The organism is Streptomyces sp. JN8, assembly GCF_055808075.1.
This window is the reverse complement of record NZ_CM147852.1, coordinates 279,209-296,686: the sequence shown is the minus strand read 5'-3', so window position 1 is coordinate 296,686 and position 17,478 is coordinate 279,209. Positions and strand designations below refer to the sequence as shown.

Here is a 17,478-nt window from a genome sequence, read left to right as displayed (position 1 = left end):
GAGGGCGGGGACGAGACCGGTCGACGGCGCATTCGGACGCCCAACGGCGGGTACGCCGCAGCCCGTTGCTCTTCACCGTGCCGATCGTGATGCTCTTCCTGCTCACGGCGGTGCTCGGCTGGGAGATCGTCCGCGCCAACATGACCGACGCGGCCCGCACGCAGTGGCCCTGGCGGCTGGAACTCCTCGACATGGAGCCGCTCGGCAGCCTGCTCGCGGTCGCCGTCGGCGCCGTCCTCGCCAGGGCGCAGTACGCCCGCACCGTACGGCCCGCCCTCGGCTGGCGCGCCGACTGGACGACGGGGCACCTGCGGGGCGGCGCACCCGAGTGGCAGGTGGGCCTGCTCAACGGCGGCTCGCACACCGTGGTCGTCGAGTCGTACGAGTGCCGGGTCGTCCTGCGCGGCGAGGACCCGCGGGACGCCGCCCCCTGGACCGACGTCGAGGGCGCGGCCGAGGTGCTGACCCGGGCCGGACTCTCCGTCGGCGTGGACTTCCAGCTGGTCGTCGTGGGCAACTTCCCGCTGGTCGGCACCGGCTCGTACGAGACGACGCTCATCGGCGCGTTCTCCCCGCGCTTCGTCGACGAGGTCGCGGCGCTCCACATCCGCGTCCGCGTCGGCGACGCCGTCGGAGACAGCCACGAGCGGATCCTCGACGCCCTCAAGGGCGCCCGCTCGACGTCGTATCAGCGCCCGGCGCCCTGAGCGTCCAGCCAGCGGAGCACGTCCGGAAGGGCCGACTGGGCGGCGAAGTGACCGGCGTCCGGTACGAGGACGGGGTCCGCTCGGGGGATCCGACCGGCCAGCCAGCGGGTGTGCGCCACCGGGGAGAAGGCGTCGTCGAGACCGTGCCACAGCAGGACCGGCGCAGCGACGGAGGCGACGTCGAAGCCCCAGGGGGAGACGAAGGCCAGGCAGTCGTCGAGCCACCCGTGGTGCGACACCCGCAGGGCCTCCTCGTACGTGCGGAGCAGCACCGTGCGCACCCGGGGGTCCTCGACGACCGGCAGGTCGTGGGGGGACAGCTCGGCGCGCAGGTCGTCGAGCAGGCGCGCCGGATCCTGCCGGATGACCGCGGCCCGCGCGGCCAGGTCACTCGGGAGCCCGTCGGGGTCCCGCCCCTCCAGGTGGGCGCGGGCCAGGCCGTACTCGCGCACGTTGAACGGCGTCATGCCGCCGTACCAGTCCAGTCCGTCGGCGTCGGGCGGAGCGAGTCCGACGAGGACGGCGGCGGCCCGGACCCGCTCCGGCAGCAGGGCCGCGCAGGCGAGCGCGTGCGGACCGCCGCCCGAACGGCCGACCACCGCGAAGCGCCCCACGCCGTAGGCGTCGGCGACCGCCGCCGCGTCCCGGGCCGCGTCGGAGACCCGGCGGCCGGGGGCGCGCGCGGACTCCCCGTAGCCGGGACGGTCGTAGGCGAGGAAGCGGAAGCGGGGGTGCTGCGCGGCGAGGCCGGGCAGCAGGGTGCCGAGACGGGTCCCCGGCGTCCCGTGGAAGAGGACCACCGGGGAGCCCGAGGGATCGCCCCATTCCTCGGCCACCAGGAGTCGACCGTCGTCGCTGTGCACAAGGCGCCTCATGGAGGGAGCCTAGGGCGGCGTGTGCTCCGGCGGGAGACGGCCGGACGCACGCCGAAGTCCCTTGAGCACCCGCGGTCCTCGTCACGGGACCCCGCCGCATCCGCCGCCCGGTGCTCACTGGTCCTTCTCCATGCGGATGGCGTCGCGCAACGCGTCAGCGGCTTCGTGGCTCTCGCCCTCGCGCTGCTCCAGCAGCGCGGCGGCGATGGCGTCCAGCTTCCGCTGTACGGCGTGGGTGTCGCGCTGTTCGGAGTTCTTCAGCAGGGCGAGCAGGAGGAGGTTGACGGCCGCCATGACGTCGCCGGCGAAGATCAGCCAGGACAGCGGTGGGTGCAGGAAGTGCAGCACGACCGTGCCGACGACCAGGAGGACGCACAGGGCGTAGAACAGCGGGGAGCTGGTGAGATGGGATGCCCGCTCCGAGAAGGCGGCGAACCGGTCGTGCCCGGTGCCGTCCCGTTCGGCGGGGTGTTCAGTGGCCATGCGGTCCATGCTCCCCGGCCGCGCCCGGTCGCTCGGGGACCCGGGACGGACGGGCGCGCCCTCGCCGTCGCAGGCCCGCGATCCGGGGACCGCCCGCGGCCGGCGGGAGGAAGGCGGCTCGTGCGGGCAACCCGTGCCCGCTCCTCGACGTCCCTTCTCACGAGGACCGATTCCGACCGACCGGGAGAGCACGTGGCGACGAAGGACGAGACGTCGGACGCGGCGCGGGAGAAGGACCGCGAGAAGTGGATGGCGCGCTTCCAGGTGCGGCTGGCGATGCGACCGGGCGTGGACCGGCCGGTCGTGCTCCAGGCGGTCAAGGAGGTCACGACGCACTGCGCGGAGACGGGAGAGCACCCGCGGGACGCGTTCGGCGACCCGGACGCGTACGCCGTGGAGGTCGCCGCACGTCTGGTGCCGCGGGACCGGGCGGACCGGGAGAGGCGACGCGACGGGCGGCTGGCCGCGCTCGACTCCGTGCTGAAGAAGGCCAGGGACGCGACGGGCCTGTGACGTCCCGAAGCCCGGCCGACAGGTGGTCGGCGCGGTGTCGATCTCGGGTGGTCTAGGAAAGGCCCGCCCGGTGACAACGTGCGAGTGGCTTCCCGGGCGGGCGGTATGCCCATCATGCGCTTCCGCGTCGCAACGCGCGCGGCGGGGCCGGTGGATGACACCGCCGGACCGGGATCCGTACGCCTCCGGGACGCCGCCACCCGTCGGTGGCGGGCCCTCGCACCGCATGCCATGGGCCGGTTCGGGTTCGCGCGCCGCGCGGTCGGCCTGTCGTGCGGTCGGGTCGAGCGTCGTGTCGAGGGTGAAGCCTCGCGTGCCGCCCGGCTCGTGGCTCCGCCTGCCCTCCCCGGAGACGAGGGCGGAGCCACGAGCCGGGGTCCGGCCGAGGCGGGCTTCGCGTGCCGCGGTCGTTACTTCGGCATCAGCACGGTGTCGATGATGTAGACGTTGGCGTTGGCCGTCTTCACGTTGCCGCAGACCACGTTCGCGGTGCCGTTGACCTTGTAGGACTCGCCCGATCCGGTCGTGGTGATCATGCCCTTCTGGAGGGTCTCGAAGCTGCCGTTCTCCAGCTGCTTCGGGGTGAGCGGCTGGCCCACGACGTGGTACGTGAGGATCTTGGTGAGCGTGGCCTTGTCGGCCAGGACCTTGTCGAGGTCCGCCTTCGGGATCTTCGCGAAGGCGTCGTTGGTCGGAGCGAAGACCGTGATGTCCTTCGCGTTGTTGAGCGTGTCCACCAGACCGGCCTTCTTGACCGCGGTCACCAGGGTCGACAGGGCCGGGTTGTTGGAGGCCGCGGTGGCCACCGGGTCCTTCGCCATCCCGTCGAAGGAGCCGGCGCCCTCCTTGGGCACCCCGGCACACGCCGGGCCGAAGGGCTGCCCGTCCGTCATGCCCTCGTCCGCGGGCGTGCTCGCCGTGGTCTTGGCCGCGTCGTCCGCGCTCGCGGAGGGACCGGCCTTGGTGTCGCTGCCCGAATCGCTGCACGCGGCCAGGGAGAAGGGCAGCAGAGCAGCCGCGGCGACGGCGATCGCGGTACGGCGGATCTTCTTGCTGTTCATGTTCTTCGACTCCTTGAAGAAGGGCCCGAGGCGGGTCTTGTCGGTGGGGTGGATCGACCCCGCAGCGGGGAATCCGCTCACGCGGCGAGCCGACCGGGTGGCCGGCGCGCCTTCGCACGACGACGCGAAGGCGACCGGGAGACCGGTCGGCGTCGCGCCCGGCGCGGTGCGGATGAGGGTGCTGCGGTAGCTGCTCACATGGGACATTCGGCGGCCCGCGCCCGACGGATGGGTCTATCACCCCAATGAGTGAACGACTCCTCGCGTGTTGCCGTCCGACCGCGCTCGCGCGGGGACCCCTCTCCGGCCTCCACAGGTGCCCCTGGAAGCCGGAGTGGACGGGACCCGTCGGCGGCCCGCAGTGCGCGACGGACGTTCCACGCATCGGGGATCTCCCCGATGGCGCAACCGGGGCCCGGGCGGCGACCGCGCCACCCACCCCTCCTTCACCGACCTCGGGCTCCTCGCGGACCAGTTCGGCGTGCCGCTCGGCGCCGCCGCCCCGGGGCTGCGCACCATGACGATCACCCGGGCCCTCCTGCGCGCCTTCTTCGACCGGCACCTGCGCGACGTCCGTATGACTCCGTTCGACCACCTGCACGCGGACCGCCCCAGGTCCGCTTCTGCGCGCCGCCCGACGACCGGGCCGGAGGCTGACGCGCGGGCCCGGCCGTCCGGCACCTCCGGCCGAACAGCGGTGACACGGGTGACATCCGCCGAGCCGACGCAGAAGGATCAGGGCTCGGCCTCAACCCCTCTGACCTCGCCTTATCGTTGGCCTGAACCATTGCGGAGCGTGATCGCTTCGTGGATGATTCCCCGTCGTGACCATCTCCAACGCCGTCATACTCGGCGTGCTCCTCGTTGTGCTCTACCGCATCGCCGGAACCTCGCGTCCCGTGGGCCGCTGGGTCGAAACCGAGTTCGTGGCGACCGACTACGGGCTACCGCCCCGCGAGGTGCTCGACTCGCGACGAGCCGGGCCGCCGCCGCCCGAACACCGCGCGCGGGAGCGTCAGTCGGTGGCCGACGCCGCATGGGGCGGCGACTGGAAGGCCGCCCGGCGGTACGTCTCCGAGGCCGGGGACGACTGGGACGAGCGCTGGGCCCGGCTGGAACTCCTCCAGCAGGTCGCCCGCGAGGACGACGCCTGGCTCGACGCCTGGGTCGCCGCCGAGCCCGGCGACTGCGACGCGGCCACGCTCCGCGCGAGCATCATGGTCCACCGCGCCTGGGAGATCCGGGGCGGCGGCTACGCCCACGAGGTCATGTCCTCGGACATGGACCGCTTCCGCGCGATGCTCCCCGCGGCGATCGAGGCGGCGGAGCGGGCCGCGCTGCTCGACCCGGCCAACCCCGGTCCCTGGGTGGTCATGATCACGGCGGCGCGCGGGGCCCAGTACAAGCGGGCCCGCTTCAAGCCCCTCTGGGAGGGGCTCGTCGCCCGGGCGCCCCACCACTACGAGGGGCACTGGCAGGCACTCCAGTACTGGTGCGCGAAGTGGTTCGGCAGCGACCGGCGGATGATGCGTTTCGCCCGCCGGGCGGTCCGCACGGCACCGCCCGGCAGTCCGCTCGCCGGTATCTACCTGCACGCACTCGGCGAACTCACCGCGCGGTCCACCACCGACGCGGTGCCGGTCACGCCCATGGCGAGGAAGACGCTGAAGCAGGTCGCGGCCTCGTTCGAACTGGTCGCGCCCGACGACGAGCGCCTGCCGGCCCTGCGGCACCTGCTCGCGTACTACATGCTCCGGTCGATGCTCTACGCGCCCGCGCTGGAACAGTTCCGGCTCATCGGGGCGTGGTGCGGAGCCGACCCCTGGCGCAAGGACGGCCAGGCGGTGAGGGCCTTCGAGGCGGCGCGCGGCGCCGCGGTGAAGCGCTCCCGGGCCCGTCCCGGCTCGACGTCGAAGGTGTACGGGATGGGTCGCTGAACGCCCCCGGTCGTCGCCGAGGGTCGCGTGCCGGGTTCCTCGGTGAGGAACCCGGCGGGGCGGCGGCTGTCGCGCGGGGAGTCGACGGCCGGCCGGCTTCGGACCCCGCGCCCGCCGGCACTCATCCGAGCAGGCGTTTCCTGATGGTTCCGAGGACCTCGCTGCGACTGCGCGGGCCGTTGTCGGCGGCGATGAGGTGGTCGCCGACGCGGAGGGAGAAGGTGATGAGGCAGCGGGCCTCGACCTCGCCCTCGTCGGGGCAGAAGTCCCCGTAGAGCCCGCGCAGATAGTCCATCCGCCGGTTGTCGGCGCCCCGGAGGCGTCGCGCGACGTCCGCGTCGCGCCGGGCCCAGTCGCGGATCGCGAGCTCCACCCCGGGATCGGTCACCGGCGTCTCGCTCGAACCGACGAAGTCGAAGAGCCGGCCCAGTCGTTCGCGGGCGTCGCCGCCGTCGCGCTCGATCCGCTCGATGACGTCCTCGGTGACCCCGCGTTCCCAGCTGTCGAGCATCTCCTCCAGCAGGGCGGCGCGGTTGCGGAAGTAGCCGTAGAAACCGCCCTTGCTGACGCCGAGCGCCTGGGCGAGCACCTCGACCCGCACGGCCTCGGGACCGCCTGAGGCCAGCGCGCGCAGGCCCTCCTCGATCCACTTGTCCCGCGGCGTTCGGATCGTGCCCATCGGTGTGTCTCCTCTTCCTGTCGCCCGGGCAAGTATACGGAGCCGTATAGAGGGGTCTATGCTCGATCTATACGCCACCGTATAGACAGGGGTCTGTCATGAGCGATCTGCGCCTCCCCACCACCGCCCACACGTCCCGTCCCTGGCGGATCCACGAGATCGCCGCCGACTTCGGGGTCGAGGACGTGTGGGTGCTGCCGACGCCCGGCGGTCCGGACGACCTGCACCTTCTGGTCCGGCAGATGGCGGACGGGAGGAAGGGCCCGGACGGCGGCAACCCGGTGGGACGGTTCCTGTTCGCGGTCCGCTGGAAGCTCGGCGCGCTGCTCGGATGGGACACGCCGGCCTCGGGCGTCGGCGGTCGGGTGGCGACGCTGGGCGACCGGCTGCCGGACGACCTCCGGGAGGGGCCGCGAGGGCCGGACCTCGGCACGGCGCCCTTCACCTCGGTCTTCCAGACGCACGACGAGTGGGCCGCGGAGTGCGCGAACAAGACGATGCACGGAGTGATGCACATCGGCTGGGTCCCGGACGGGAACGGCGGCTACCGCGGCCAGATGGCCGTGCTCGTGAAGCCCAACGGCCGTCTCGGCTCGCTGTACATGCTCGGCATCAAGCCCTTCCGCTACCTGGGGGTCTACCCGGCCCTGATGCGGTCGATCGGACGGCAGTGGCGGGAGGACACGAAGCGGCGCACGACCTCCTGAGGCTCACGACCGGGGCGAGCGCCATGCCGGGGATCGGGCGGGGAGGGGCGGGCGCGCGTACGCCGCCGGCCGGCCGTCCCGTGCGTACGCGGTCGTCCACGGGTGGGTGGTCAGTCGGCGTCCACGGCGTTCACGGCGTCCACGACGTCCTCGGCGGCCGGGGCCGCGGCGTCGACCGGCCTGCCGTAGTGCGCGTACGTGGTCGCCCCCGGCGTCTCGCCGCCCGTCGTGACGATCTTCAGGAGGTACGGCGGGCCCTCCGCGGCGATGTAGACGGTGGTCGTCTCGCCCTCGCCGCCGACGGGCTTCGCCAGCCGCAGGGCCTTGCGCCCCTCGACGGTGGCCGGCTCGGACGGCGCGGATTCGTCGTCCCAGCCGTTCTCCAGCCCGGAGGGCACGCGCGCGCCCGTGCAGAGGGCCAGTTCGGGCGGGGTGTCGGGTCCTTCGGCGGGCGGCTTGGTCCAGCGTCCCCGAAGGGCGCTGACCAGCGCGTCGAGTTCCTCGGGGCCTCTGTGCCGCTCCTGCGTGCGCAGAAGCGCCTCGTCGCGGCGCAGGTACGAGTCCCTGCCGGCGATCCTGATCACCTCGGCCGTACCGGCCTCGCCGTAGGACATCCTGGCGGTGCAGTTCCCCCGCCCGTCCCGGGAGACGTGCCCCTTCATCGGCACCGAAAGCGAAAGGGCGTCCGTGTGAACGGTCACGGAGCTCGCGGACTCGGTCGCTTCGATCGCCCTGCTGAGCGTCCCGGTGCCGGTCCGGTCGCCGGGGGACGGCCCGCAGGCGGTGACGGCGCCGGTGCCCGCGATGGCCAGACAGACCACGACGACGGCGGTACGGGGGAAGGGGAGGGGCATGGTCGGCAGTCTCTCCGACGGCGCTCGTCCACGGGAAGAGCCCTTTGCGCCCCTTCGCCGGAAGCGGGCGCCGCCTGGCCGCACCGCTCCGGAGTCCCACCTGCCTGTGACAGCCCTCACCCGAGTCGATGGGCGGCGGGCCGGTGCCATCGCCGGGAGCGTGCGGACGGAGCATGCGTGAGGTCCCGCATGCCCAGGTCGCAGGGCTGGGCGGCTCGCTCGGGGTGGTGGGTGGGCGGATTTCTGAAAGAGGGGGGTGTGAAGTGTGTGAGGCAGGGCAGGCGGGGGCTGAGCGCGTGGGACCGCTCATGGCGTCGACTGGCTTGCCGGTTCCCCCTTCCTGGCAAGCCGGGGCGCACTCGGACGGCCCGCACCCGGCAGGTGTGCGGGCCGTCCGACATGACTCCGAAGGTGTACGTAGCGGCCGCTCCGCCAGACCCCGCGGCACACCGGTTGGCCGCGCCGCATCGGACCTTCGCTCCCTGGACGCACCCTCGCCGTGGGGTCCGGCGGCGGTCTACTCGCGCCTGAGGGTGTAGAGGTCCCAGCTGTCGGGGTCGCCGACGAACACGAACAGTTTCGGGCTCTCGCGGGTTCCGTAGAGGCTCCAGCTGTCCATGTCGACGGGGCAGGCGTCGACGGAGACGTCGACCTGCTGGGAGTGCGGGCCGTCGACCGGACTGAAGGACCAGGTGCCCACCCCGGTGCACTCGCGGACCACCGGGTCGAAGGAGTCGACGGCCTCGAAGTCGAAGGTGTCGATGCGGGTCGCCACGGCTGCGCCGTCCCTCGTGAGGGTGAGGGTGCCGCCCTTGCCGTCGGAGTACGTCCCCGCGAGCTGCGCGGGGTTGAACCACGGAGGCTCGTACGCCACTCCGGCGAAGAGTGCGACGCCGGCGAGGGCGAAGGCGGTGACGGCGGCCAGTGTCCCGTACAGCGCGACCTGTCCGACCATCGTCCGGCCGGAGAGCCGCGGTCGGTCCGGCAGCAGCAGTCTGCGGGCCACCAGGGCCGGGGCGGTGAGCGCCGTCGTCGCCGTCACCCATCCCGCGATGCCCGACGCGATGCCCGCTTCCGTGAGCAGAACCAGGGCCGGCGCGGCCGGGAGTGCCGCCGCGGCCGCCGTGACGGGAACCCACCACCACGCCTCGCGCCCCGAGAGCCTGCGGCCGAGCCACGCGGCCGCGGTGAGGACCGGCACCACGACGCCGACCGCCAGGAACGCGCAGAGGGCGCCGCCCGCGGCCGCCACGAAGGGCGCGGCGATCACCATGAGCACGAGCCCCAGCGCGTTGTACGGCAGGGGTGGGGTCTCCTGGGTCTGATCCCACACGTAGGCCGCGATGATCCCGATCACTGCTTCGACGAGCAGCACCGAGACGGACGTGGCCACCACGGAGCCGAACCGGTCCATCGGCCGCGTCCGGGTACACGCGGGCGCCGGAGCATGTATTTCTGAACGCATTCAAATCCCCTCCGGGGTGCATCATGCACCACGGCGGTACGCACGCGAACGGCGCGGTCCCCCAAGGGGTTCCGGCGGCCGGCCGGGTCCGCCGTCACAGGCCGGCTTCGGCCGGGACCCGGTCCATCCACGCCTCGGGGAGCGCGGGGTTGGCCGCAGCCTCCTCCACGACTTCGGGATCCGGATCCGACAGCAGCCGCTCCAGCAACGGCACCTCGATGTTCGGGTGCCGGGCCACGCCCGCGCGGAGGAACGCCTCCTCGGCGCCGCCGAGCCGGCGCATGACGGCCGCGGGGAGCAGCGGGTCCTCCAAGGCGAGGAAGCGCACGCGTGGGTCGGGCTCCTCGGCGAGGCCGCGCAGCTCATGGCGTGGGAAGCGGGGATGCGCGACGAGGCCGGGCAGGCCGGTCGCGGGATCGCCGTGTTCCCGGACGAGGCGCAGAAGTACCTCGGCGGGTACGTCGTGCCGCCGCGCGGCGGCGAACCGGACGGACACGACGGGGTCCTCGTCCAGTCGCCGCCAGGCCTCCTCCGGAAGCCCCGGGCTGGTCGCCAGTACCTTCCGGAACGCCGGGTGGGGGCAGTCCAGGTAGCTCAGGCGCTCGGCCAGGGGCGCATCCCGCAGCCAGGCGGGGCGGTAGGAGGACCAGTGGAGGGCGACTTCGGCGTCGATGCCGCCCGCTGCGCTCTCGGCCTCCACCAGCGCGAGGAGACGGTCCCGGGTGTCGGGCGTGACGTGTCGGCTGTAGGCCACCGCGACCCGCACAGAGGGGTCCTCGCTGTCTTCGAGGCGGGCCACCATGGCCGGCGTCAGAGCCGGATGGGCGGCGACCGAGGCGAGCACCGACGGGTCCCCGGTGGCGAGGAGTCGTTCGAACTGCTCCTGCGTCAGGGGGAGTCGGTGCACGATGTGGGTCCGGACCGCGGGGTCGGCGAGGCAGCGCTCCGTCAGCGCCGAGGGGATGCCGAGGTGCTGGGCCCGTGCTGCCGCGGCCCGGACGTCCGGGTCCGGATCGGTGAGCAGCATCTCGTGCACGGCGGGGGGCCGGTCGTGCCAGTCCTGTGCGAGCACCGCCCGCACCTTGGGGTCGCCGTGGGCCGCGAGTTCCTCCGGCGGCAGGCCGTAGGCGTCGACCAGGGCGTCCAGTCCCAGAGGGACTCCCCTCGCCACCATCGTGCGCACGAAGTCCGCGTGGGCGTCGCGGATCGCTGGGTCGGGATGCTCGGCGATCCGGCGCCGCACGGCCGGGGAGATCCGGTTCGGGCGCAGGAGGGTCGCGGCGTCGCGGCCGCCGTGGGTCAGCATGGCGTCGGCGACCGGATCGGGCAGCGGCCCCCTGCGCCGCCACAACCCGGCCCGGCCGGCCGCGTGTGCGGCCAGGCGCACCAACGTGCCGGTCGGAGCGGCGGGGTTCCGCGCCAACCCGGACAGTCGAGGCTCAACGAGATGCACCATGCGCTCACGTTAATCGAGCGGCTGCGGCGCCCGGGCGCTTCCCCTGCGCCGGGTGTTCCTGCCCCGATTCCGGTCGAGCGGTCGGCGGCCGCGCCGTCCCCGGCAGGTGTACGGCGGTTCGCCGGGCGGCTTCGGGGACCCTCCGTCCCTGCCCTTCGTACGGCATGGCAGGCTCATGCCACCATCCAGCCGAGGAGGAGTCATACGCCAGCGTTTCTGGGCGGCCGTGTCGGTCGCCCTCGCCCTCGTTCTCTCGCTTGTCGCCCCCGCCGCCGCCGAGGGCGCGCCGCCCGTCGTCACGGGCGCCGTCTTCAACAACCCGAAGGGGACGGCGGCCGAGCAGGACGCCGTGAAGAACCACATCATCGCGGCCATCGACAAGACCCAGGCAGGACGCACCCTGCGGGCGGCCCTGTACGTCATGCAGGACCAGGACTTCACCGACGCCCTGGTCGCCGCCGACCAGCGGGGCGTCAACGTCCGCGTGGTCCTGGACCACAAGTCCGTCGAGGCCCCCGCTCCGGCGCCCGCCCAGAACCTGATCGCCGCCCTCGGCACCGACAAGTCCCAGAACTCCTGGGTGCAGGTGTGCAGCGCGGGCGGTGCCTGCATCGCGGCGGGCGGGACCAATCCGATCAACCACAACAAGTTCTTCACGTTCTCCCGTGTCGGCGACGCGGGCGTCGCGGAGGACGTGGTGATCCAGAGCTCCGCCAACCAGACGGTGTCGTCGACCACCCGCCAGTGGAACAACGCCTACACGATCGTGGGCAACACCGCCCTCTACACGGCGTACACCGACTACTTCAACGACCTCGCGGCCATGAGCAAGAACAGCGACTACTACCGGACGGGCGAGGCCGGCGACGCGAAGTACTACTTCTTCCCGCAGCAGAGCGGCGACGTCGTGCTCGGGTTCCTGAACAACGTCTCCTGCACCGGGAACACGACCACCGGCACGACCTCCCACAAGACGATCGTGCGGATCTCCGCGTGGGCCCTGCACCGGGACGAGATCGCGACGAAGCTGCGCTCGCTCGCCGACCAGGACTGCTGGATCGAGATCGTCTACAAGGACTCCAACGACCTTCCGACCCTGCAGGGCCACGCCCGGATCAAGCCCTACCACCTCGATGCCGGCGGTTACTTCGTCCACTCGAAGTACCTGCTCGTCGAGGGCAACTACGCCGGGCACCCGGACACGAAGTGGACCTTCACCGGCTCGCACAACCTGGACGTCTCCTCCCTTCGGGAGAACGACGAGGCCCTCATCCGTCTGGAGGGCGCCGCCGCGCACGACGCCTACAAGGCGAACTTCCTCGCCATGCGGGCCCAGGCCGTCCTGCAGTGACCGGCCGCTCGGTGTGACCGGCGCATCCGGCGACACCGGGCGTGCCCCCTCGCCCCGCGGGGCGAGGTCGTGCCCGCCCCGGCCCAGGCCGGGACGGGCACGACCGTCCGGTCAGGCGCGGGGCCGGCCCGAGTCGGCGTCGTACGGGTCGCCCGCGGCCGGGCGATCGCCCGGGTGGGGCTGCTTCACCTGGTAGGTGGCCCGGGGCTCGACGGCGGCGCCGTCCGCCTTCATCGCCCTGCCCTCGCTCTTGAGGATGCGGGCCGCCTTGCCCGCGTTGCGGGCCAGCTCGGGGAGCCTCTTGGCGCCCAGCAGGACGATGACGACGATCAGGATGATCGCGATCTCGCTGATTCCGAACACTGCTCTCCGCTTTCTCGCCGGACTGCTTCAGAGGTGTGGAGCGGGCTGCTCACGAAGGGCGGAGCCGGCGTCAGACGCTGACGCCGAAGTCGGACGCGATGCCGGCGAGACCGGAGGCGTACCCCTGCCCGACCGCGCGGAACTTCCACTCGCTGCCGTGCCGGTAGAGCTCGCCGAAGACCATGGCGGTCTCGGTCGCGGCGTCCTCCGACAGGTCGTACCGGGCGAGCTCCGCGCCACCGGCCTGGTTCACGACGCGGATGAAGGCGTTGCGCACCTGGCCGAAGCTCTGGCCGCGGTGGTCCGCGTCGTGGATGGAGACGGGGAAGACGATCCTCGCCACATGGGCGGGCACCGCCGCGAGGTTCACCTTGATCGCCTCGTCGTCACCGTCGCCCTCACCCGTGAGGTTGTCACCGGTGTGCTCGACCGAACCGTCCGGGCTGGTCAGGTTGTTGTAGAAGACGAAGTCCCGGTCGGAGCCGACCCTGCCGGCCTCGTTCAGCAGCAGGGCGCTCGCGTCGAGGTCGTAGTCGCTGCCCGTCGTCGTGCGCACGTCCCAGCCCAGGCCGACGAGTACGGCGGTCAGCCCCGGCGCCTCCTTGCTCAGCGAGACGTTGCCGCCCTTGGCGAGGCTCACACCCATGTCGTTTCCTTCCGTGCCGTGCGTCGGACGCTCGCGTCGAACCGCAGTGTGATGGAACAGCCGAATCTACAGTGATGTAGAAACGTATGAGAAGGGGGATCCGGTGCCCCCTCCCCGCGGGGCGGAGATCAGCCCTCGTCGCCTTCGTCGTCGCCCTCGAAGAAGTCGCCCACCTCGTCCACGACTTCGGCGGCCACCATGCCGCCGACGACGCCCACCGCGAGCCCGGCGGCGCCCGCGGCGACGGCGGTGCCCATGCCGGGGCCGGAGCGCCGGTCGTGACCGTGACCGTGGTCCTCCCCGTAGTGCCCGTCGCCGTACCCGCCGTGAGGGTGCGGTGCATGAGCGGCGTGAGGAGTGCGACTCTCGACCAGTCGGCGGATCCATCCGTCCACCTCCGCGTTCCAGTCGACGTGCTCGACCCCCTGGTGGCCGACCGTGAAGCACGTGAGGGCGTCGTGGCCCTGGGAGAGCATCCCGCCGCGCTTGTCGGCCTCCAGGACGACGTCGAGTCCGGCCGGTCCGGCCAGGAACGTCACCTCGATCTCGGTGACCTGGTGCGCGTAGCGCGGGGCGGGGGTGAGCTCGATCTCCTGGTAGAACGGCAGCTGCTGACCGGTTCCCCGGATGTGGCCGAGTTCGAGGTCGGCCGACCTGAAACCGAAGCCGAGCTGCCCCAGGGCTTCCAGGACCGCCTCCTGGGCGGGGAGCGGACGTACGGCGACGGGATCCAGGTCGCCCTTGTCCTTCGCGCCCGCGACGCCGAGCTCGGTCCGCACGCCGAGGGCGATCCCGAGGCCCTGGCCGTACAGCTCCGTGATCGGCGTCTCCCAGGGGAGCGTCACGCTGAAGGGGATGCTGCGCCGCTCCCCCTCGGCGAGGCGGAAGTTCCCGCCGACGATGAAGCGTTCGAAGGCGACCGTGCCCTCGCACTCGCCGCCGTCGTGCTCGGCCTCGACGCGGGCGACGAGCTCCAGGGCGATGTGTTCGATGGTGAAGTCGGCGCCGCCGCCCGTGAGGTGCACCTGTCCGCTGAGCGTTCCGCCGGGGACGGCCGCACCCGGGTCGAGCACCGTGTCCACGGCGGGGCCGCCGACACCGAGCGAGCCGAGCAGTCTCTTGAACACCATCGTGGCGTCCACTCCTTCGTTCGTACCTGTGGTCCGGGATGCCCGGGCCGCCCGCGGAGCGGTCCTCCGCGGGTCGCGGAAGGGATTGCACCCGTCCCGCTGAGCTCTACAACGGTGTAGAGCATAGGGGCGGTGCGGCGATGCGAAGTGACGTCCCGACAGGTTCACGGGGAACGTCCGAAAACAGCCTTCAAGCTGCTGCCGAGGTGCTTCTCGGTGGCCGAGGGGAGGGGCATGGGCGGCTGGGCCTTCCCGCCCTCGAAGGCGTCCGCGCCGCGGCGAGCGGAGCCCCGACCCGTGACGTGTGAGTGATCGAACAGTGGACGCGCGGCTCGTGTCCTTTACAGTGGGTGTAGAAACCGGAGGATCCCACCTCCGTCCGCACACCACCTCGTTCCCGCGAAGGAGCCACGGGCCCACGATGGAGCCTCCGAGTACCGGCCGCGCCGAACCCCGCCTCCCGCCGTCCGGCGAGCGAGCAGGTGTCGCGCGGTGAACGAAGTCCTCAAGCTGCTCCCCGCCCTCGGGACCGCCCCGGCCCGCGCCGCCTCACCGGCGCCCGGATCCGCCGTGCCTCGGCCCGGGTCCGCCCCGTCGCCCGCCCTCCGGACGACCGCCGCCCGGCCGCAGGCGCCGGCGCGGGCCCCGCTCCCGGCGCCTGCCGCCTCCGAGCCCCCTGCGGCCGTGTGACCCCCGAGGACCACCGCGACGCGCCCACCGCCCTCACGCCGCCGTGTGACGCGGCCTCCCGCCTCCGGTGCGTCGTCCTCCGCAGCCCCGATACTCCCTTCCAAGACCCCGTCCCTTCTGCAAGGAGCCGCTTCTTGTCCGCCAGACCGACGTCCACCGCCACCCCGGAGGGGTGCGCCCGATGAACGCCGCTCTCGGCCTCCTGGCCGTCCTCGTCCTGACCGCCGGAACCGGCTACTTCGTCGCCCAGGAGTTCGCCTACGTCGCCGCCGACCGGCTCGCGCTCGCCCGCGAGGCCGAGACCGGGGACAAGCGGGCGGCCCGCGCGCTGAAGGTCCTCGAACGGCTCTCGTTCATGCTGTCCGGCGCCCAGCTCGGCATCACCGTCACCGGCCTGGTCGTCGGCTTCCTGGCCGAACCGTCCGTGTCCGCGCTGATCAAGCCCGCGCTGGACGGCACCGGCCTTTCCGACGGCGCCGTCTCGGTGATCTCCGTCGTCCTCGCCTTCGTCGTGGCGACGGTCCTGCAGATGGTCCTCGGGGAACTCGCGCCCAAGAACCTGGCCCTCGCCGTCCCCGAACGGCTCGCCAAGTCCCTCGCCCCCTCCACCCTCCTCTACCTGAAGGTCGTCGGCCCCGTCGTGCACGTCTTCGACAGCGCCGCCAACAAGGTGCTGCGCAAGGTGGGCATCGAGCCGGTCGAGGAACTGCACCACGGCGCCACCCTCGAAGAGCTCAGCCATCTCATCGGCGAGTCCCACCAGCAGGGCGAGCTGCCGCTCGACACCGCCGAGCTGCTCGACCACGCCCTGGAGTTCTCCGAGCGGACCATGAACGAGGTGATGGTGCCCCGCGCGGACGCCGTCTTCGTACGGAAGGACGCCACGCTCGACGAAGCCGTGGAGCTGATCGCCCGGCACGGCCACTCGAACTACCCCGTCCTCGGCGACCACCCCGACGACATCGCCGGAGTCCTGGGCGTGAACGAGCTCATGCGCCTGCCCGCGGCGGTCTTCGGCACCACGACGGCGGGCGAGGCCGCCAGGCGCCCGCTGCTGCTCCCCGACACGCTGCCGCTGCCGCAGGCCGTCGCGCAGATGCGGGAGCGCGACGACGAGTTCGCCGTCGTCCTGGACGAGCACGGCGGCGTCGCCGGCGTCGTCACCTACGAGGACATCGCCGAGGAACTGGTCGGGGACATCGCCGACGAGAGCGACACGGTGGTGACCCTGGCGGCCCCGGACGGCGACGGATGGCGCGTCGACGCCGGCCGGCGCCTCGACGAGATCGAGGACGCCACCGGCATCACGCTGCCCGAGGACGACGACTACGACACCGTCGCCGGACTGATCATCGACCGCCTCGGCCGCTTCCCCACCATCGGGGACCGCCTCACCGTCGACGACGTCCGCATCGAGGTCCTCAGCCTCGACCGCCACGTCCCCGACCGCGTCCGTCTCGCACGCGTCCCGTCTGCCGCCGAGGAGGCCCCGGCATGAGCTTCCCCATGGCCGTCTTCATCACCGTCCTGCTGCTGGTCGGTAGCGGCTTCTTCGTCGCGGCCGAGTTCGCGCTGGTCGCCGCCAGGCGGCACCGCATCGAGAAGGCCGTCGCCGAGGGCCGACGCGGAGCGAAGGCCGCGCTCGCCGGCATGCGCGAGCTGTCCCTGATGCTCGCGGGCGCCCAGCTCGGCATCACCATCTGCACCCTGGGACTCGGCTCCATCTCCAAGCCGGCGATCTCGCACGAGCTGGACCCCCTGCTGGTCGAGCTGGGACTGCCGACGACCCTCAGCTACGGCATCGCGTTCGCTGTCGCCATGATCGTCGTCGTCTTCCTCCACATGGTCCTCGGCGAGATGGCGCCGAAGTCCTGGGCCATCGCCCACCCCGAGCGGTCCGCGATGCTCCTCACACCGGCCTTCCGCGCCGTCGTCAAGGTGGTGCGACCGCTGCTCTGGATCCTCAACAAGGTGAGCAACGGCCTCGTCCGGATGTGCCGGGTCCAGCCCCGTGACGAGCTGACGGCCGTGCACAACCGCGAACAGCTCACGCACCTCGTGGAGGAGTCCGAGCGCCTCGGCCTCATCAACAAGACCGACTCCCAGCTCATCACCCGCTCGCTGATCGAACCGCAGACCCCCCTGGCGGAGTTCCAGACCCCGGCCGCGGACATCGTCACCGTGCCCGCCGACGCCGACCTCGACATGCTCCTCGCCCGGGCCTCCGAGGCCGACCGCTCCCGTCTGCTGGTCCGCGACGGCGACCACCTCCTCGGCTCCGTCCACGCCCGGGACGCCCTGGTCGCCCGTACCCGAGGACGCGTCCGCACGGCCCGCGACCTCGCCCGCCCCGTACCCGAACTGACCACGGCCACCACGGTGTCCGAGGCCGTCGAGCAGCTGCGCCGCCGCCGCTCCTCGCTCGCCGTGGTACGCGACGACCAGGGGACGCTCACCGGTCTGGTCAGCCTCGACGACCTCCTGGTCCGACTGATGGGGCCCCAGACGGTCTGACCGCGGCGGGTCCGCCCCGGCCTCCCCACCGGACGGGCGAGGACCCG

Annotated in this window: 17 protein-coding genes; 7 read left to right on the top strand and 10 right to left on the bottom strand. The window is 72.5% G+C overall.

Translation table 11 applies throughout. The features are described from left to right. Window positions 1-77 precede the first annotated feature (77 nt). On the top strand, window positions 78-707 hold the full coding sequence (locus tag ACY0MR_RS01425) for a hypothetical protein (protein WP_403314416.1): 630 nt from the start codon (window positions 78-80) through the stop codon (window positions 705-707). Here the strand turns inward: ACY0MR_RS01425 and ACY0MR_RS01420 are convergent. Together ACY0MR_RS01420 and ACY0MR_RS01415 are read right to left on the bottom strand one after the other, a co-directional pair. After that, on the bottom strand, window positions 689-1,582 hold the full coding sequence (locus tag ACY0MR_RS01420) for an alpha/beta fold hydrolase (RefSeq protein ID WP_473558470.1): 894 nt from the start codon (window positions 1,580-1,582) through the stop codon (window positions 689-691). The genes ACY0MR_RS01425 and ACY0MR_RS01420 overlap by 19 nt on opposite strands. A gap of 114 nt (window positions 1,583-1,696) precedes the next feature. Further along, on the bottom strand, window positions 1,697-2,065 hold the full coding sequence (locus tag ACY0MR_RS01415) for a hypothetical protein (RefSeq protein ID WP_388800365.1): 369 nt from the start codon (window positions 2,063-2,065) through the stop codon (window positions 1,697-1,699). A 192-nt stretch (window positions 2,066-2,257) separates the two neighbouring features. Here ACY0MR_RS01415 and ACY0MR_RS01410 point away from each other — a divergent pair, with 192 nt between their 5' ends. Then, a complete protein-coding gene (locus ACY0MR_RS01410) occupies window positions 2,258-2,578 on the top strand; it encodes a hypothetical protein (protein WP_361855445.1) in 321 nt (106 codons plus the stop codon). Between the two features lie 410 nt (window positions 2,579-2,988). On the opposite strand, the gene ACY0MR_RS01405 is transcribed toward ACY0MR_RS01410, so the two are convergent. After that, window positions 2,989-3,639, bottom strand: coding sequence for a fasciclin domain-containing protein (locus ACY0MR_RS01405; protein WP_388801215.1), 651 nt, complete (start codon window positions 3,637-3,639; stop codon window positions 2,989-2,991). Window positions 3,640-4,463: 824 nt separating this feature from the next. Between ACY0MR_RS01405 and ACY0MR_RS01400 the strand changes: the two genes are divergently transcribed. Next, window positions 4,464-5,576, top strand: coding sequence for a hypothetical protein (locus tag ACY0MR_RS01400; protein ID WP_392864407.1), 1,113 nt, complete (start codon window positions 4,464-4,466; stop codon window positions 5,574-5,576). 121 nt (window positions 5,577-5,697) lie between these two features. Here ACY0MR_RS01400 and ACY0MR_RS01395 read toward each other — a convergent pair whose 3' ends face one another. Beyond that, window positions 5,698-6,255 carry a TetR/AcrR family transcriptional regulator gene (locus tag ACY0MR_RS01395; protein WP_473558466.1) on the bottom strand — a complete coding sequence of 186 codons (558 nt, stop codon included), beginning with the start codon at window positions 6,253-6,255 and terminating at the stop codon, window positions 5,698-5,700. 98 nt (window positions 6,256-6,353) lie between these two features. Here ACY0MR_RS01395 and ACY0MR_RS01390 point away from each other — a divergent pair, with 98 nt between their 5' ends. After that, the gene (locus ACY0MR_RS01390; protein ID WP_473558464.1) at window positions 6,354-6,962 is read left to right on the top strand and encodes a DUF2867 domain-containing protein; all 609 of its coding nucleotides are present in this window, start codon (window positions 6,354-6,356) and stop codon (window positions 6,960-6,962) included. Window positions 6,963-7,072: 110 nt separating this feature from the next. On the opposite strand, the gene ACY0MR_RS01385 is transcribed toward ACY0MR_RS01390, so the two are convergent. From ACY0MR_RS01385 to ACY0MR_RS01375, 3 genes are all read right to left on the bottom strand, one after another. Next, a complete protein-coding gene (locus ACY0MR_RS01385) occupies window positions 7,073-7,816 on the bottom strand; it encodes a hypothetical protein (protein WP_473558461.1) in 744 nt (247 codons plus the stop codon). A gap of 517 nt (window positions 7,817-8,333) precedes the next feature. Beyond that, complete coding sequence (locus tag ACY0MR_RS01380) at window positions 8,334-9,230, bottom strand: hypothetical protein (protein WP_473558458.1); 897 nt, start codon at window positions 9,228-9,230, stop codon at window positions 8,334-8,336. A gap of 145 nt (window positions 9,231-9,375) precedes the next feature. Then, the gene (locus tag ACY0MR_RS01375) at window positions 9,376-10,737 is read right to left on the bottom strand and encodes a hypothetical protein (RefSeq protein ID WP_473558456.1); all 1,362 of its coding nucleotides are present in this window, start codon (window positions 10,735-10,737) and stop codon (window positions 9,376-9,378) included. Window positions 10,738-10,912: 175 nt separating this feature from the next. On the opposite strand from ACY0MR_RS01375, the gene ACY0MR_RS01370 reads away from it, so the two are divergent. Continuing rightward, a complete protein-coding gene (locus tag ACY0MR_RS01370) occupies window positions 10,913-12,088 on the top strand; it encodes a phospholipase D-like domain-containing protein (protein ID WP_403314431.1) in 1,176 nt (391 codons plus the stop codon). Between the two features lie 111 nt (window positions 12,089-12,199). On the opposite strand, the gene ACY0MR_RS01365 is transcribed toward ACY0MR_RS01370, so the two are convergent. The 3 genes from ACY0MR_RS01365 to ACY0MR_RS01355 form a co-directional block, all read right to left on the bottom strand. Continuing rightward, on the bottom strand, window positions 12,200-12,451 hold the full coding sequence (locus ACY0MR_RS01365) for a twin-arginine translocase TatA/TatE family subunit (protein ID WP_388800389.1): 252 nt from the start codon (window positions 12,449-12,451) through the stop codon (window positions 12,200-12,202). Between the two features lie 70 nt (window positions 12,452-12,521). Beyond that, window positions 12,522-13,097, bottom strand: a complete 576-nt coding sequence (locus tag ACY0MR_RS01360; protein WP_404080897.1) for a TerD family protein — start codon at window positions 13,095-13,097, stop codon at window positions 12,522-12,524. Window positions 13,098-13,225: 128 nt separating this feature from the next. Further along, entirely contained in the window at window positions 13,226-14,227 is a 1,002-nt protein-coding gene (locus ACY0MR_RS01355; protein WP_473558452.1) for a sporulation protein, read from the bottom strand. Window positions 14,228-15,098: 871 nt separating this feature from the next. Between ACY0MR_RS01355 and ACY0MR_RS01350 the strand changes: the two genes are divergently transcribed. Together ACY0MR_RS01350 and ACY0MR_RS01345 are read left to right on the top strand one after the other, a co-directional pair. Then, entirely contained in the window at window positions 15,099-16,415 is a 1,317-nt protein-coding gene (locus ACY0MR_RS01350; RefSeq protein WP_473558451.1) for a hemolysin family protein, read from the top strand. Continuing rightward, window positions 16,412-17,431, top strand: coding sequence for a hemolysin family protein (locus ACY0MR_RS01345; RefSeq protein WP_388800399.1), 1,020 nt, complete (start codon window positions 16,412-16,414; stop codon window positions 17,429-17,431). The genes ACY0MR_RS01350 and ACY0MR_RS01345 overlap by 4 nt, the downstream gene beginning before the upstream one ends. The last annotated feature ends 47 nt before the right edge of the window (window positions 17,432-17,478 follow it).